The organism is Planctobacterium sp. R6 (assembly GCF_055755215.1).
The window spans coordinates 1-16,581 of sequence record NZ_JBVTQY010000064.1 but is presented as its reverse complement, the minus strand read 5'-3'; the positions used below and the strand labels follow the sequence as shown (position 1 = coordinate 16,581).

Here is a 16,581-nt window from a genome sequence, read left to right as displayed (position 1 = left end):
GTTGTGGAACTTAATCCGGAGAGCAAAAAAGAAGCAGCTTAACGGCTTAGGCGACAACTACCTTGAAAAACGCCGTAGTCAACGAAGACATCACTCCAGAAGTCGGCACACGAACTGTTGTAGTAGAAACTGCAACTAAAGCAAATGAACCTGTCGGATTTTGGGGATATGCCACGGATCACACGATCACTCCATATCAAGTCTACCTGGAAAATAGTATTACCGAAGAAGATGAAATAGATGTCATTTCACGCCTGCTTACCAAAGAGGGGGCCGGGCGATACACATACTCGTTTAGCGAACACCCTGAACTAGATATGCTAAGAGCAATGAAAAACCCAGATGAATGGGAGCTGCAAGAATTAGCCAAACTGGAGTTGCAATATCAAGCTGACGAACCACTCAAAATAACTAGTTTCTGGCACAATTTTTTTGTTTATTTAAGCAAAAAATTTAATTTGAAATAATCTGGACTCACACCAAATCATCACATTTGCACCCTCACGAGGGAGACCTCGACATTTATAATACCGTCAGGTTCTTATAGCATAACGCTCTACAATATCTTCCAGTGTTAATCCGCGTCCCCGCATCATAGCGATACAATCAATGACCACGCCATCTTCAGGAAACCCTGGAACTTTTAGACGATTGTAAATTAATTCAACTGCATCAAAATACCACTTGTTTCGACACTGCTTAGAACTATATTTGAATCGATAAAGATCACATATTTCGTCCTTCTTATGATGAATATCGTAAAACCATGATTGCTTTTCAGAACTCGATTTTTTCAATTGTTCGTCAATCAGTACCACATAATCTTGATAGGCGCCGGTAAATCCTTCACATCCGAAAAAACGAAGGTTAAAAGCCTCGTTCTCATTAATTTTCCATTGGGATACCTCTTGTCGACACTCTACTGTGTGTCGATAACGGAACCATTCTGTCAACGACTCTATTAGGTCGGCTTCCGCTACACGAAACGCAATGCCAGCCTCAGGTAACTGATCCCATTCCAGATATTGAGCAAGCTCTATGTTTCCCCTGATTTCAGTTTCATCATACGGTTTAATCAAGCAGCTGATCAGGTCACTTGCCTGTGCTTTTGTTAGTTCAGGTGCTTTGCCCATTCCCAGATCGTGTAATAACATCCTCTGTTCATGCGACATATACTCGGTCCGTCCTCCGGACCAAACCCCGGTACCACCTTTATCCCAATATTTCGCTAACAAAGCGGAGTAGACACGCACTTTTGTAATGAATTCACGAGAATGGTCTTTCCTCTCCAAAAACGCTATTAGTTTGGTGGAACTCTTATCTGGCCATAACAATGAATATAGGAATTTTAGCATGGGACTAATCTGACACTCAGAGTAATTCATGGGATGCACTGTAGCATCCTTACTTCATGATTTATGATGATTCAGTTTACCGCCTTTTTTCGATCCCAAAAAAATCGGCCAAAGTCATATCATGAAGTTCAGGCCTTACCTCTATGATTCTTCCTGTGATGTCTTGACCAGGATTAGAGCGATTAGGATTAAGCCTGTTAATCAGGACTTGTATATCTTTTTTTGTCCCATCCTTTCCATATATCCGTCTATATAACTCCGCACCTGTTATTCCAGATTTCAGAGTTTCACAAGCTCTCACCGAAAATGTGTTTGGCTCTTTCTTTTTCACCATCACTAAAACTGCATTAACTTAACTATAACCACTATAAACAACATTCCATCGCATATCAAAAATGATTTGCTATAAATCATTTTTGATATATAGTATGCATATCATTATTGATATATTCACATTTGGAGATGTTATGTTGTTTAGGGAATTGGTGGTGGATAACTTTGCAGGCTGGGGGGGAGCTTCCACTGGAATTGAATGGGCAATGGGGCGACCTGTAGATATTGCCATCAACCACAACCCAACTGCGATAGCTTTACATAAAGTTAATCACCCTAATACGCGACACTTCATTGAAGATGTATGGGATGTCAATCCGCGAGATGCAGTGAATGGTATGCCAGTCGGTCTCGGTTGGTTTTCGCCAGATTGTAAACACCATAGTAAGGCTAAAGGTTCCAAACCCCTCGATAAAAAAATACGGGGACTAGCATGGGTGGCATGTCGTTGGGGAGCAACAGTAAAACCACGAGCATTAATGCTCGAAAACGTCCCCGAATTTCGCCACTGGGGCAGGTTGGACGAAAATGGGAAACCAATACCGAACAAAAAAGGTTTAATATTCAATCAGTTTTATAGAACATTGCGCGAGCTTGGTTATTCAGTTGAATTTGAAGAGCTGAAAGCATGCGATTATGGCGCTCCGACTATTCGAAACAGACTGTTTATGATTGCAAGACGTGATAAAGGCAAGATTATCTGGCCAGAACCGACACACGGTCACGCAAGAGGGTTGTTGCCTTACAGAACTGCTTCTGAAATCATAGATTGGTCCATACCATGTAAATCTATTTTTGGTCGCAAAAAGTCGTTAGCACCCAAGACCTTAGAAAGGATTGCAAAAGGAATTGAACGATTTGTAATGAACGGAAATCCATTTATTGCTCCGGATGTTGCCCGAATATATCCAGAGTCTAACGCTATTTATGGTTCAGTTTCCCATGGCAAGCAAAATGAATATGGGCTCGACCACCACTTACACAATTTAGCCCGATATGAACAGCCAGAGTTAGTAGCAACATTCCTTGCTAAACACTACACAGGTGTAGTGGGTTGCCGTATTGATAAAGCCCTACCAACCATTACTACCGTAGACCACAATGCAGTGGTAACAGCAGCGATGATTAAACGAGATTTTGGATGCAGCATCGGTAGCAGTCTCAATCAACCAATTGGGTCAGTTGTTGCCGGGGGGATGGGGAAATCTGCACTTGTAACATCCAGTATGATTAAACTGAGGAACAACAACATCGGTTTTGCAACAGACGAACCTGTGCATACAATTACTGCCGGTGGGTTACATATTGGAGAGGTCCGAACCCTTTTACGTAAATATGGTTCTGGCAATAATGGGGCAGGTGCCGTATCGGTAAATGGAGAGTGGTACCAAATAGTAGATATAGGCATGCGAATGCTACAACCTCATGAACTCGCCGCCGCTCAGGGTTTTCCTCCTGATTATATCATTGACAAAGATTTAAATGGACGTGCAGTTACTAAGACGGCACAGATAGCCGGCATTGGGAACTCGGTAAGCCCATACATACCTGAAGCAATGGTGAAAGTAAACTTACCTGAAATGTGTGAGCAGGGTACCGCCGCCGCGTAATCACGTATGAAAGTATTCGTCGAGTATCTTTACAATGGCTCTATTGCCCAAAAGCCATACGTGACCATGTTTCTAATAACTAAAAGCTACCACCACAGTATTGGATGATGCATCCACAGGATATAGATAATAAAACCAGGAGTAATATATGAAACAACTGAGTTTGTTAACAGCAATCACCGATGCGTATTTTGAAGCTCCAGGCGCGCTGGATAATGCATCACTGTACGCAAACGTTGCAAGGAAAGTTGGGTTGTCAGAAAGTGAAGCGAACAAACAGTCGGTTGTAGATGAGACAGGGATAAAGCATAAACTCTTCTTCAGATCTGTTCGCTGGGTACAACAGTCATTACGACAAAAGAAGCTACTCACCAATATAAGTCGAGGTGTATGGGAGCTAACCGGCAATGCAAGAATAAAACTCCATGCTATCGCTGAAGGAAAACGTGTTATTGCGATGTCTACAAAACTTGGAATCTGCTTATGGGCAAAGAGTGACAATGTATTTAACGAGGTTATTGATGAGCCATTGCACCTTGTCCTTACCAGTCCTCCATATCCACTAAAAATTAGTAGAGCATATGGAAATGTCAGGTTGGAAGAGTATGTGGATTTTATATGTCGAATATTCGAACCCATTGTCGAAAAAATGGCTAAAGGGGCTTCCATCTGCTTGAATGTCTCAAATGATATTTTCGTGTCCGGAATGCCGGCACGATCTACTTATCTTGAAAGACTTGTAATTGCTTTGGAGGACCGGTTGCAGCTCTATAAAATGGACACCCTAATATGGCAATCTAATAAGCCACCTGGCCCATTAGCATGGGCATCGAAAAAGCGTTATCAACTCAACGTATATTATGAGCCAATACTTTGGCTGTGTAACTCCCCTATGGACTGTTTTGCTGATAACCGACGAGTGCTTATGCCTCATGAAAAGCAGCACAAAAGTTTTATGGAAAATGGTGGACTAAGAAAAGCGCAGACAAATGCAGATGGTAATTACATCAAGAAAAAAGGCGCATTCGGGAGAGTTACTGAAGGAAAAATCCCGAAAAATGTAATGCTTCAATTTGCCAATAATTGCGACGAAGGCCTCGCTGTAAGCGAGTGGGCTAAACAGCACAAAATCCCAGCTCACAGCGCAAAAATGCCTGAATCACTTTCTCGGTTTTTAATTGAATATTTAACTGAACCCGGCCAGACCGTAATAGATCCTTTTGCTGGTACGTTAACAACAGGGCAGAGTGCAGAAAAAACCGGTAGAAAATGGATCTGTATCGAAATGATTTGGGAGTACATCAGGCAATCTTTTATCCGTTTCGATGATGTTCAGGACTGTTGGATAAACCCTGAGTTTGCAAACGCCATTAAGTTAGCAGCCTAATGTTTTATCGCGCAATGAAAATTTATCGCACCTTGTCAAAGTCGCATTGTCTTTTACATAATGTGGCCCTAAGCAGTATGTGAGCGAAAATATCAATAATGCAGTGCGCGAATAAGTCTTCAATACTTATCTGGCAGTTTGCTGGAATTTAAAAAAACTAATGTAAAAAATTGTGCCAATAACCAGGCAATAGTGAATATGGATAACGGTTATGAAACCCGTAATTGCAAAACTGAATACTTGTGAGATCCGAAAGACATCGGACATAAAAGACTGTGCAGGCAGCACGATTGCTGTTACTAACGGGGGAATTGACAGTAACATTCACTCCTATCACCATGGTGAATCCAATCTCCGCCTGAATAAACAGTTTTTTGCACTATGGGATCCCAACAAAACAGCAGCAAAAAAAATGTTGTTTTCGTTATTATGTGGCCAGATAGTGTAACTATTTTATGCGATGCTTAAATTCAACTGTTCCGCAAATTGTTGTTTCATGGGCTAACGCCCAGGCATCGCACCTCCTATCTCATTGTAAGAACAGATATCAATTGAAAATGGGCACTTTGTTCTCACAATATTCGAAGACAAATCATGTGCCGGCCGGAATGACAAATGGCCTTAGCAAATTATATAAAGTAGAGCTCAGCCTGACTCACTTGCAGTCTGGATGAAAGATAAAATACCTAACTAATTAATTTCACATATTAACATCAAGGAACTAACACCATGAAAATTTCTAACCTCGCCATTTTAACATTGTGTATCATCGCACCTTGTTTAAATTTTGCGACAGCAACAGATGCCAAACCACAATTTTCACAAATTACTACAGTACACATGACTTTTAACCAGGCCTCATATTTAGAGCATGTAAAAGCCAGCTTTGATAATCAGTTAGATGAAACTGATACACGAAAGAGTGTTGATGGCATAGGTTATCTCACAACCATTGATGATAACCTGCCCGCCATTCGTACAAGAGGTAATCAGACTATTTATACCTTCGACGGTGTAAGTAAAAACGATGTCCAAAGCTTTACTTTCGTAAACAAAGAGTTTACCAACAAGCATCAATGTGAAGAGACTGCAATTAATGGTTTCCTGTCTACTTCCTGTGTATTTACTAACAACTAGCAGATTAGAGCATCATGAACTTTATACGAGATAACAATTTGTGGCCTTTTAAAAGCCTGCTGAAAATGAAAGACGGAACGTTGATTGATTACCGAATGTCATGCGCTTTCTCAATCATATTTTTGATAATAAACACCACAGTTATTTCTGGTTCAAGCGGCAATGCTTCAGGCATAACACTTCTTACACTTTTAATTCTTTCGTTTTTTGTCGGTGGTGCGTTATTTAATCACCCATATACAAAAGATACTCATGCAAGCTGGTTTTTGTTAATTCTATTTAACTCAACCTGTCTGGTATTTGCGCTAACGATATGAAGATATGTTTAAAGTGCAGTCGAATGGCATAAACATGAGTACAGATTTTAAAGTCACATAAAAATAACAGGCGATGGTTATTCCTTCCCCGGAATGGCAGCGCTGAAGCATAAACGTCCATAGCTTAATTTAAAAACATGAAAACAGAAATGAACGCGAATTTTGAAACAGAACGCCTGCGCAATATGCGCAAAGAAGCCGGAATAAATCAAGCGGAACTTGGCCTGATTTTAGGTATAGCGAGAGAAACTGTTATTCACATCGAGAAGGGTAGCCCCGGATCTGTGAATACTTTGGAATGCAATTTAATCCGTAATTGGTATCTCGCCTGTGAACCTAAGTTAAGCCCACTAACCAAGCAGAACTGGGCAGGTTATCTGGTGACGTTTTTTGGTACCGGTGAGACTGCATAACATTTACTACATTTGAACCAGTAGGATGGGCACAGCACTCTGTGGTGACTGTGCTATAACTATTCAGCAAATGACTCCAGGTCTGCAAGAGTAAAAGGTTCTATGTCTATTTGCGGGTATTCGATAGCCAAAAACCCATTCAATCCATGGTGAGATATTTGCTTTGTCTTCAGGTCCCAGTTTTTAAATTCGTCAAGAAATATGATTAAGTTTTTCACATACTTATTTGTTGTGGCTTCCATCCTGACTCCCATGATTTCTCGGGCTTTCGCAGGGCTATTATCCTCACATAATGCAGTATATACCATTCCTCTCGCACCTTGCCTGGTAGTTTTCAATACATAGCTTCTTTTGTGCTTCTCTGCATTAAAAGCTTCCATGTTACGTTCAATAAACGCTGAACATCTCTCTGAGCTTTCAAGCACATCATTACTAATATCAATCCCAAGAGTAACAGCAATAGTTTGTGCAAAAGAAATCTGCTTTCGAGTAGACGGACGATATTTGTGTGGCAGCATATTTCTAAGCAAACCATTAAAATCATCAACGTCACCTAAAGATTTATGTTTAAATTTATTTTCTTCTGCAATGCATTGAGCAAGCCATTGTGGAATTTCGAAAGTGACTTTAACGCCTCCAACGTCTATTACAGCAGTTTCCTCTCTATGCACTTGAAACCGTCTGATAAAAAGCTCCATTTCTTCTGACACATCCACCAGCGAATCTTTGTGTTTGGCAATAAGAGTTACCAGTGCTTTATGTGCAGGAATACATAGTTCAACACCGTTAATCTCTATCTTAACTGTATCATCGTATTCTCCGTGTATTGGCATTTGTTAACATCTCAACCAATTTTCTGATATTAAATATACAATAATAATTCCGCATCGATACTTCCAGTTCTTTTGTTTTCACTCTCGGTGTAAATCAGAGCAGTAGCGGATAGACAACTTGGAGATATGAAAAACGCCGGACCCACTGTATTTGCCAATATGGGCACCTTTTTAGTTTGACGACAAACACACTGTTGGATATCTTATCGATAAATTACGAGCTGGAGGTTTAATGGCTTTGTTTCCGACGTTAAATAGCATCAACGTCTATCGCGTGACTTTAGCTTTTTTCATGCTGACAGTCCCTGGGGTGGTTTTCGTTGCAACCGGCCAGTCACTTGCAGGAATCTACATCTGTCTACTTGTGCTACTTAGTCTTATTATCAGATACAGGCATTTTCGCCCGGACAAATCTTCTATTTTGTTGATGTGCTCCATTATATCCTTTCACATACCGCTTGTAGAATGCGATGGCATGAGCATGTATCTTATGACGCTTCAGCATTTTCATTTAGTTCCCAGCTTAAGCGTGTGCCACTGACAATATAAAATATCTCCAGAACTAATGCTGCTCTGTACTCTTCAATGGCTTTTACTGCAGTATTTCCAATCCTTTTATACCCTCATTTCTAATGCACTTGCAATCACGGGATAATTTACCTAGTATCACTAGCAATATCGACAAGGTATTAGTGCGTTTTGAGTCGCACGGGAGTGAGTCAGTCCTGAATTCTCTTAACATTAAGTGTTACCACTATACTGTTAACTTTTAATGCAGCCTACCTGACTTATGCACAATTTAGAGGTTAACTATGTATATCACTCGCAAAGAGCAAGTCACTGTATTTGTTAAAAAATTCCGAGAAGAACTACGCTTACGCAACTTTCCTGTGAAACTTTCACGTATTAATCAGGCTTTGTCAGAAGCATTGGGGTTTGGTACGCACGACAATCACGTTTATGTGATCAACCCCGGAAAAACATATTCGTTTGACTTTAATAAACAAATCGAATTTTTGAAATCGCTATCAAACAGACATCAATATGACCTCACTACATTATCTGAGATCCTGAGAGATACCCTGATTAAAATATCGTTTGATAACGACATTGACAGTAAAGACAAATTTGATATTACAAAAAATGACGCTGAATCAGTGAGCAAATTTAGCGACATTGCATATCACTATGATTCGCCTCTATACGGTGATATTACTTTCAGTTCAGACAACATGGTGATGACCCCGGATCTGCAACAGGAACTTGACTCATTTATGGCAGATGAGTTTGATATTTCTGACTTCATCAACAACTCAAAAATCGACGCTGAACTTGATATATGGGAAAAGCGTACTCGTATTTTTTTTAACGCGGTGTGTGGAGATAAATTAATTTTACCGGCACCTTTGCTATTGTGGCTTTGTAAGCCTATGAGTTGGTTCAGATACACTCTCGCAAACATTTCAGCATTAAATGATCCACAACGCCATGCAAAGATTATTAATTTGATTATGACAACCCCTGGTATGCGTGATGATCTTATCGCTACTCCAGATAGCGTTAACATGACTGTCAAAGACCAGTTTGGGGTTCTAATCATGTCGGTATATCATGAAGTAATAAGTTCAGCCAAGTATAAGTATCCAGCCATCGTACCTACACTATTTCCGCATCGCTCTCCAAAAATTGAACGCTCGCCGTTAACAATCAACTATGAGTGCATCGTATCTGAGGCGGATATCAATGAAGTATTTTCATTCACTGACCTTAAACACAGTGAAGCAATTTATAAGTTACAAAAACACCATGGAAAAACACTGCGAGAGATTTTGTTATCACTCACTCACGATTCCCCACGATACTTTATGCATACTTATACGCGGAGAAATATGACATGCTATCGCCTGCATATTTTGGGACAGGACTTCAATGAAGAGCTTGAAAACGCCTATCAGCAGGACGAATTACTTGATATCACTTTTCATTCTGACCAACATCAGCTTATGGACGCATTAATAAAAGTAATTGACTGTAATCTGGCAGCAGAATTGACAAACTCAGTGCACACACCGGCGACTTTTCAGCAAATGCTTATGGATGGCTTTGAATACAAACTTTCAATGTATTCACCAATGGCACAACGTTATTTAAATAGTCAGCCGTTATAAAAACATATCTCATTGATATTTATAATTAACCCAGGTAGGAACGATACGTTTTTCAAGCCGAGTAGAAAAGTGGTTGTTATAGATCTGCCTTATTATTTCCATTAGAAGCTTTCTTTATCAGCTTTCCAGCTCTTCTCTTGGCTTACAGCTGAACGCTAATTTCATATCTTCTAAATAACGCTTTTTAGCAACATAGTATGCCGAAGCGTTACTAAAATAAGTACCACTTTCTGATTCAACATTTTGAGCGTCTAATATGCTTCTATCGTCAAAACCGCACTCTACCTCATACAATGCCTTGCCATGCAATTCAGCAACAACACGCTCCGAATACAACTTTTCTGTAGTCACTATATGGTTCCAGAAGAGCACATTACGTGTTTTTATCTCTGCCACAGAAGTAATCATTTCAACCCAGAACAGAGGCATCAACAGCGCCACCAATGTAGCCACAGGCTTCCATTTTGAAATAAGAGCCATGTAGCAACCCGCCGTTAAAAGGGACACCACTATAACCATGAAAGTAGGCATCCACTCCCTACCAGCAACGCCGGTGATATCGTCAAATACCACACTGAAGAATGATCTTGATACCCAACATCCCAACAACAAAACCGCAACTTCAAATAACCTGACAGACCAGGAATTATAAAAGTTGGTCGCATTCTTCATAAACTTCATTTCAAATAATCCTCATCCAATAATTACGTATTCCAATGTAGAGTTTCGCTCATTTTTTCATTTCTTGAAACGAGTAACATAATGCACTTTGGTATTAACTCGTAAATTGCCAATTCCCCGCTCTGAAAGAGGTGGGAGGTGGTGTTACGATAAATCTCCATCTTTTTTTGTATTGGCTCTAGTTGTTGATGGCCTTACAACCTCATACTCAACTGGCTCACCAACACACAAACCTGAATCGCCACTAGCTTTATGATAGGGAGCTGTCATAGCCTTTAGTTTATCACTCAAATTTACCTCAAGATATAGGTATATCATCACCAGCTAACTCACTCATTGACTGATCAGAGTTGTAGCGGCACCAATAGTATCCACTACGCCCGCTTTTACCTACACTCAAGCACCCTTCAAAAGTTTTACCCGTAGCATCCAACAACAACACTTTCGCATCTAAATAAGGCAACTTAGTTCCTGTGGACGTAGTTGACATGTAACTATCATGCACCTTCAATACAGCTTGTGATAAAGCTGAAGAATCGTCTTTAAATTTCATTTTTAGTTACTTCCAACATTATTCCTAATCCTAAATTATGATTACCTGCCATACTTTTTCGACATTCTCGCCGCCGCCCCATGTTCAGTAGCTGCCTGCTCAGTATAACGCTTCACCATCGCGTCTGACTTCCAGCCACCGGCCTGTTGAATAGAAAGTGTATTTTCACCATCTTCAGCCATCGTTACCGCGCTGCCAACCCGAGGGCTATGTGTGGAAAATTTGATATCTAAACCTGATTTCTTCGCTAACCGGTTGAATGTCTTATAAAGACTTATATAGGGCAGGGGAGTACGGTGGCTATTTTCATTTTCCTTGAATGTGGTGCCTTTGGGGTTCATGGCCCTGAACAGTATCCCTGAGTCTAGCCTGTCAAAAGCCCCTACGGGCTTGTATTCCCCTTTTTTCCCATCCCAGTTACAGGCATCGACATAATCACTAATCATCGAAAGCGTTTTGTTTGATAAGTGTCTATACTGGCCTCTACCGGATTGATCTGATTTGCTCTTTTGAAGGAACAACGTGCTTTTTTGAAAATCAATATCTTCGAGCTTAACACGCATGGTGTCAGAAGCACGAAGCAGGGCGTCATACATCATATTAACCATCACCAGATCACGTTGGTCGAGCAACGTCACCACTGGAAAATGCTCATTAATGTGTAGCAGATGCTCCATTTTTAAAGGCTCAGCCTGATCCTGTGATTCCCACTTTTCATTCTTCTGCAGTTGAAGCTTCACAAACTGCTTTAACTCCAACGACAATTTTAGTGGGTTTTGAATCTTTGCCGCACCAAAAAGCATATTCAAAGAGGATAGTCGGCGCTTTATCGTCGCATGCTGTAGTTCTGATTCACACAAGACCTTAATGTAAATCTCAAGCGTTTCTTCAAATCGATGAGTGTCGTTATCCAGCCCAAACAGTCCGTTATCAATGCAAAAATTCCAGTAGTGGGTGGTGTCATAGATATACGCATCACGGGTATTGGGTACTAAATTCTGCCAGATGCGACGGGTGTATCGTTGAAGTGCAGTGTTTTGTTGCGGCGTAATATCCGCAGCTAATGCAAATCCTTCTGGCAACACTTCTAACTTTGTTAATTTAGTTGTCATCGATGAGACCTTTAATACCGTGTTTCTCAACGTCTTCCCATAGACTTAACACCTCGTCCAATGCTTCGTCATACTTTTGAACATCCGGCCTTGCTTTCATGACATTGCCAAGACGCTCTTTATTACCAACGGATAACTGAATGGTGGTAATGCGATTTTTATCACGGTATTTTTTCTTTTGTTTTTGCGTTGTTTTTGCCATCAGCGTTGCGTCGATTGTTTATAGCTAAAAGCATTTATTTAACATTAGATTTATTGGCGTTTTTAACGTAAGGATCAAGTTCATATCCCATGACAGTGCGCTCCTTTATGACCGGCATATCCCAGCCATTTATTATTTCAATCTCTTCGCAACTTGTTAAAATCACATGGTTAAATAATTCAAATAGGCTATTAATCTTTTTAATATCTAGCTCCCGTAACAAATAATCTAAATTATCAACTATTAAGACCGCATCATTTACATCAGGCTTACTTAGTTTTTGGACATCCTTAAAATGTTCCTTTCCGAAAACCTCTAACATTGACGGATACTCTTTTTTAAGCTTTTCAAGCGTCACTATAGCCAAATCAAATTCGCTGCCACGTCTTGAATAATCTGGATAAGTAGGATCGATAAACACTGAATTGACGTGTTGCCTCAACAACTGCTGTATAAGATCGCACAACAGCATACTTTTACCGGAGCATGGAACGCCGCTAATAGCGGTAATAGTGGGCTGACTTCTATAATTGAAGTTGCCCTGTAGTAAGCAATTCTCTTTTTTAGGGAAGGTTAGGTTAAACTCTTGAGCTTTCATTAATGCAGGTTCATTCATTCCACAATCCTGTTCTTTGATTTTTATTAGCGTATCTACGTCACTGACGCAGCATAACAACCATATTAAACATAAAAATACGTAAATATCCTATAGGATACCAAAAAGAGTATAGTGGCTTAAATATCGCACATCAAGGGTAAAATCGCTATTGGATAACATAGCCAAAATTATGTTATCCAATAAAACTGACGAAACCGGACAATATTTATAATTGCCTTCGTCCGCAAAAAAATGGTTACTGGTGATGAGTTGCGCGTGCCCACAATACGCCTTCTTCACATTCCAGGTCTGGCTTTGTCCACACACGCCATTTTAGGTAAAGCGACGTTGAAGCTCTGTCACAAATTGATTCCATAAGATAAGGGACGCCAATATAAAACGCGCCGCTTGCCTTATCTTTCTTGAACACGACATCTTTCATAGACTTGATGATCTCGTCATAAACCCCCTGCCTTAGCACATTATCGGGGTTGTCTGAAGCAACTACTCTGGCGATATCTTCAACGGACAATCCATTATGACTTGTTAACCTGTCGATGCTGCGTGAAGTGTAATAGGCAGCAAATGCCACGTCGTTTTCCAATTCATTTTCGGCCCAGTAATGTCCACCCAAAATTGAAAACAGCAACAGTATAAAAACATATTTTAATGTAACACCAATCATCTTCATAATTTTCCAACATTAGTTAACAGTTCACCAATATCCCATGTATTATTTATACGGTGGGCTCCATCATGCTCTTTATCCAGGGAACAGTTGCCCAGAACAACTTAACTATTTTGACTGCATTTTCTTCAGTAATGGAATGCCAATATTTATCGAATGCCAATGCGCGGCTCCTGACAGCCGCTCATATTCTCGCTCTGTGAGCTTTCTTTCGAGCTTTGTTTCCAGCTCTGTTCGTAATTCAAGAACCAATTCTTCGTAAGTCTCCTTGCCCGGCAATTTAAGCTCAGTCCAACTATGCAGTGTTGAGATTGATGACCACAGGCGATGAAATGTTCCTTTAATGCCACTTAAACCCCCAACCAGGTCGTACTCCATATCACTTATTGGTGCGTCAAAGGTTAGAACAGCCTCTATCTCAGGTGGCCTACATTGTTTTTCTTTCAGGAGTTCTTTCGCTTCATTCTCAAAAGCATGGAGTACATCATCCGGCATAGAAACCCGATTTTCTTCACCATGCATACACTCCCACTGCTCAATCATCAATGCCACTTGGTTGCGGTTATCTTCCGTGGGATTTTCTTCAAACTCAACCAGAGCCTGAACCAAGTTTTTACATACCTTTTCCAGTGGCGCAAATACCGCATTCGCCTGACTTTGTAACTTCAAGCCCAATGGTGAATCTGGGTTTCTTCCCAATTCCTCAATTAACCGCAAAATTCTGTCTTGATTACTCATAGCTATTACTTTTGTTGTTGACGCTCAGATGAAAACGCTCAGGTACATATGGGCCCAGGCTATCCTGATAGAACGACAGAAAATACTTTGCCGTAGTCATATCGATATTGAAATAGTCTATTACCCAACCAAGACGTTTACCTTGATTTAGATTGAACATTATCAGTGTGTTTCTCAGAATAGAAGCAGAAAGATTTTCAAGCTGTATTCCTTTAATAACCTGCTCTTTATACAGATTACGTTGAAACTGCTGGCTAATCGGATGCTTTCTACTATTGGTGAATAACTGTTCATGATCTGCTCCTTGCCTTGCTAAATGGATAGCATTCACAAACCAACCTGGTAATTCGATATATCGCATGTTTTCCAATTCTAAAATGCGCTCATTTAGATGGCTTATCGTTCTACTTCTTAACTCATCGTTTTTCAAACCATATGTCGAGTTCATGTAAATCAGTAAAAGTCTATTTAACTCCCTACAGGAATCTTCTCCAGATATCCTTTTAATCATGCCTTCGACTCGACATCTTAGCGTGTATAGCGTCTTATAATCAGTAATCTGAACGCTCCACCCTGCTTCACGTGGCACTTCTTGCGGCCAAATCATGAAGATAGACTTCGGTAACTTGTTTTTATTTTGTAGCCAACTCAGCAACGAACTATGGGTGCGCAAACATCGTACTATTGTCTGGATATCGGAATCATTCCTTTTCTGAGCATTCACAAACCCACGGATAATTCCACTCTGAAACGCCTCTTCCACTGGGGTGTCACCTCCCAATACAAAAATCCACTTTTCAGCATCATACGCATACCACCTTAGTGTACTTTCAGCAGCTTCTTTGTTACTTAAAAAGTCAGAGTATGCGCCTTGTAAGTCCAATTAATCACCCTATTAAATTGATAGTTCTATTGAAGTCAACGGTAGAATAAAGGCCTAGAATAATAGGCCAAATTCAAATTCACAATTAATATAAGTGATACTACTGTGATTATGGGAGTAAGAAAAAGTGTCTCCATTCATGTTTGTGCAGCGGATGTTTTGCTTTGCAATTAACCTTCACCCAGATCATGTTGTGACACAAGATATTCCACCACGTCACTGAGGGAGCGCAAACCTTTGCGTGCTTTGAGTTCGTTTAGTTTCGTCTTCGCGTCAACGGATATATCCATCGTCGTCATATTTCGCCGTTGTCGGTAAACTTTCTTTTTTTCTGGAGTTGGTTGCACCATACTATCTTGTTCCTTTGATTTTTTGCATATAGTGCCAGACGTCAAGTTCGCCCTGCCTGCTATTAATTAGTTTCACCAGGTGCTCCCGCTGAAACAGCGCATAATCTCTTAGTTTTGTTAACCTGTCACCGGTTATAAGCCCCCCTATTGTACGGTCACATTAATCAACAAGCTCATCCCTTTTGCTGTCTTTCGAATTTCTGTATTTTAATAGAGGGGATTCCTTATCTCTGTCAGATAGTTCAGCGTTAAATTCTTGTATTCTTCATCCAGTGCTTGCGCAATATCATTGTCCTCAGCTACCTTCCGACGATATTTAACTGATGCTAACACTATAAAGACCATTAAGGATGTTACGCCAATTAAAAGGCATTCCCAGCCCCACGCAATAGGAAAAAATAATAAGGTAGCTGCACTACCGCACCCATATACCGCTATTACCATCAAACATTTACCATGACAGTTTCCATCATCAGGCAGCATTGATACGTTGAAAAATATTGGTGTATTTTTACGATTGATTGCTGAAGGAATCGCTGGCGCCAATGGTAATATCGACCTGTTTTTCACCTCTGGTAGGGCTACATCATCCTGCACTTTATCTTAAAGTGTGCGATGCTCCACCTCAAATATTGCCGGCAGTGCATTTATCGCTTCAACACTGGCTCTGGATGTTGTCTCGACATTTCTTATCGCTCGAACACTCAGCCCGCTAATTCAGCCAATTGCTCCTGAGTCCAGTTTTGTGTTCCCGTAGCGCTTTAACCATATGACCATTTAAATGAGGTATGAACCCTTACCTGAATTAACACTTTGAGACAGGATAACCAGCAGACGCATACAGTGCAGGCATGATATCGGGCCAATTGCGGCACTCACCAGCTTTAATGTCTTCAATACCACCCCATGCAGCATGACATGCGTTTAGTTTCCGTTCCTTTATCAACTATCCAGTCAGACATAACCACCTTACTATGTTGCTTTACTGTCGCAGGAGACCGCCCAACCACCATCCGAAAGAAGTTTAGTTTCAATGGTTTCACCTTCAACAAGCGCCAGCAATTCTTCACCGGTCAAACCAAATTCAATGACATCGTTAATTGATTTGTTTGCCAGGCGAACTGAGTACCCTGTACCAGCTTTTGCTAACCCCCTGTGTCAGGATAGTTGTCGCCTCAGTTTTTCGTATTGTTAGACAGGGGGTGGATGACAGGTTTGAGTGA

At 40.6% G+C, this 16,581-nt stretch carries 19 protein-coding genes; 7 read left to right on the top strand and 12 right to left on the bottom strand.

Annotation, left to right across the window (positions count from 1 at the left end):
- Window positions 1–62 precede the first annotated feature (62 nt).
- On the top strand, window positions 63–467 hold the full coding sequence (locus AC0J20_RS22240) for a hypothetical protein (protein WP_473023422.1): 405 nt from the start codon (window positions 63–65) through the stop codon (window positions 465–467).
- 66 nt (window positions 468–533) lie between these two features.
- Here AC0J20_RS22240 and AC0J20_RS22235 read toward each other — a convergent pair whose 3' ends face one another.
- Entirely contained in the window at window positions 534–1,154 is a 621-nt protein-coding gene (locus AC0J20_RS22235) for a hypothetical protein (RefSeq protein ID WP_473023421.1), read from the bottom strand.
- Between the two features lie 629 nt (window positions 1,155–1,783).
- On the opposite strand from AC0J20_RS22235, the gene AC0J20_RS22230 reads away from it, so the two are divergent.
- The 5 genes from AC0J20_RS22230 to AC0J20_RS22210 all read left to right on the top strand — a co-directional run bounded on the left by AC0J20_RS22230 (window position 1,784) and on the right by AC0J20_RS22210 (window position 6,552).
- Entirely contained in the window at window positions 1,784–3,298 is a 1,515-nt protein-coding gene (locus tag AC0J20_RS22230) for a DNA cytosine methyltransferase (protein WP_473023420.1), read from the top strand.
- Window positions 3,299–3,446: 148 nt separating this feature from the next.
- Window positions 3,447–4,685 (top strand): DNA methyltransferase, encoded by a 1,239-nt coding sequence (locus tag AC0J20_RS22225; protein WP_473023419.1) that lies wholly within the window; start codon window positions 3,447–3,449, stop codon window positions 4,683–4,685.
- Between the two features lie 729 nt (window positions 4,686–5,414).
- Window positions 5,415–5,822 carry a hypothetical protein gene (locus AC0J20_RS22220; protein ID WP_473023417.1) on the top strand — a complete coding sequence of 136 codons (408 nt, stop codon included), beginning with the start codon at window positions 5,415–5,417 and terminating at the stop codon, window positions 5,820–5,822.
- 14 nt (window positions 5,823–5,836) lie between these two features.
- Window positions 5,837–6,139 carry a hypothetical protein gene (locus tag AC0J20_RS22215; protein ID WP_473023416.1) on the top strand — a complete coding sequence of 101 codons (303 nt, stop codon included), beginning with the start codon at window positions 5,837–5,839 and terminating at the stop codon, window positions 6,137–6,139.
- 137 nt (window positions 6,140–6,276) lie between these two features.
- On the top strand, window positions 6,277–6,552 hold the full coding sequence (locus AC0J20_RS22210; protein ID WP_473023415.1) for a helix-turn-helix transcriptional regulator: 276 nt from the start codon (window positions 6,277–6,279) through the stop codon (window positions 6,550–6,552).
- 59 nt (window positions 6,553–6,611) lie between these two features.
- Here AC0J20_RS22210 and AC0J20_RS22205 read toward each other — a convergent pair whose 3' ends face one another.
- Complete coding sequence (locus tag AC0J20_RS22205; protein ID WP_473023414.1) at window positions 6,612–7,385, bottom strand: hypothetical protein; 774 nt, start codon at window positions 7,383–7,385, stop codon at window positions 6,612–6,614.
- An 812-nt stretch (window positions 7,386–8,197) separates the two neighbouring features.
- Between AC0J20_RS22205 and AC0J20_RS22200 the strand changes: the two genes are divergently transcribed.
- Entirely contained in the window at window positions 8,198–9,553 is a 1,356-nt protein-coding gene (locus AC0J20_RS22200) for a hypothetical protein (protein WP_473023413.1), read from the top strand.
- Between the two features lie 117 nt (window positions 9,554–9,670).
- On the opposite strand, the gene AC0J20_RS22195 is transcribed toward AC0J20_RS22200, so the two are convergent.
- The 10 genes from AC0J20_RS22195 to AC0J20_RS22150 all read right to left on the bottom strand — a co-directional run bounded on the left by AC0J20_RS22195 (window position 9,671) and on the right by AC0J20_RS22150 (window position 15,955).
- Window positions 9,671–10,234: a hypothetical protein gene (locus tag AC0J20_RS22195; RefSeq protein WP_473023412.1), complete on the bottom strand. Its 564-nt coding sequence runs from the start codon at window positions 10,232–10,234 to the stop codon at window positions 9,671–9,673.
- Between the two features lie 298 nt (window positions 10,235–10,532).
- Window positions 10,533–10,787 carry a hypothetical protein gene (locus tag AC0J20_RS22190; protein ID WP_473023411.1) on the bottom strand — a complete coding sequence of 85 codons (255 nt, stop codon included), beginning with the start codon at window positions 10,785–10,787 and terminating at the stop codon, window positions 10,533–10,535.
- A gap of 41 nt (window positions 10,788–10,828) precedes the next feature.
- Window positions 10,829–11,899 carry a tyrosine-type recombinase/integrase gene (locus AC0J20_RS22185; RefSeq protein ID WP_473023410.1) on the bottom strand — a complete coding sequence of 357 codons (1,071 nt, stop codon included), beginning with the start codon at window positions 11,897–11,899 and terminating at the stop codon, window positions 10,829–10,831.
- Window positions 11,889–12,101 (bottom strand): hypothetical protein, encoded by a 213-nt coding sequence (locus AC0J20_RS22180; RefSeq protein WP_473023409.1) that lies wholly within the window; start codon window positions 12,099–12,101, stop codon window positions 11,889–11,891. The genes AC0J20_RS22185 and AC0J20_RS22180 overlap by 11 nt, the downstream gene beginning before the upstream one ends.
- A 34-nt stretch (window positions 12,102–12,135) precedes the next feature.
- Complete coding sequence (locus AC0J20_RS22175) at window positions 12,136–12,717, bottom strand: ATP-binding protein (protein ID WP_473023408.1); 582 nt, start codon at window positions 12,715–12,717, stop codon at window positions 12,136–12,138.
- 238 nt (window positions 12,718–12,955) lie between these two features.
- A complete protein-coding gene (locus AC0J20_RS22170) occupies window positions 12,956–13,390 on the bottom strand; it encodes a hypothetical protein (protein WP_473023407.1) in 435 nt (144 codons plus the stop codon).
- Between the two features lie 105 nt (window positions 13,391–13,495).
- The gene (locus AC0J20_RS22165) at window positions 13,496–14,125 is read right to left on the bottom strand and encodes a hypothetical protein (RefSeq protein WP_473023406.1); all 630 of its coding nucleotides are present in this window, start codon (window positions 14,123–14,125) and stop codon (window positions 13,496–13,498) included.
- On the bottom strand, window positions 14,118–15,008 hold the full coding sequence (locus tag AC0J20_RS22160; RefSeq protein WP_473023404.1) for a hypothetical protein: 891 nt from the start codon (window positions 15,006–15,008) through the stop codon (window positions 14,118–14,120). Before AC0J20_RS22160 ends, AC0J20_RS22165 begins: the two co-directional genes overlap by 8 nt.
- A 170-nt stretch (window positions 15,009–15,178) precedes the next feature.
- Window positions 15,179–15,358: a hypothetical protein gene (locus AC0J20_RS22155; RefSeq protein WP_473023403.1), complete on the bottom strand. Its 180-nt coding sequence runs from the start codon at window positions 15,356–15,358 to the stop codon at window positions 15,179–15,181.
- 207 nt (window positions 15,359–15,565) lie between these two features.
- A complete protein-coding gene (locus tag AC0J20_RS22150) occupies window positions 15,566–15,955 on the bottom strand; it encodes a hypothetical protein (protein WP_473023402.1) in 390 nt (129 codons plus the stop codon).
- Window positions 15,956–16,581 lie beyond the last annotated feature (626 nt).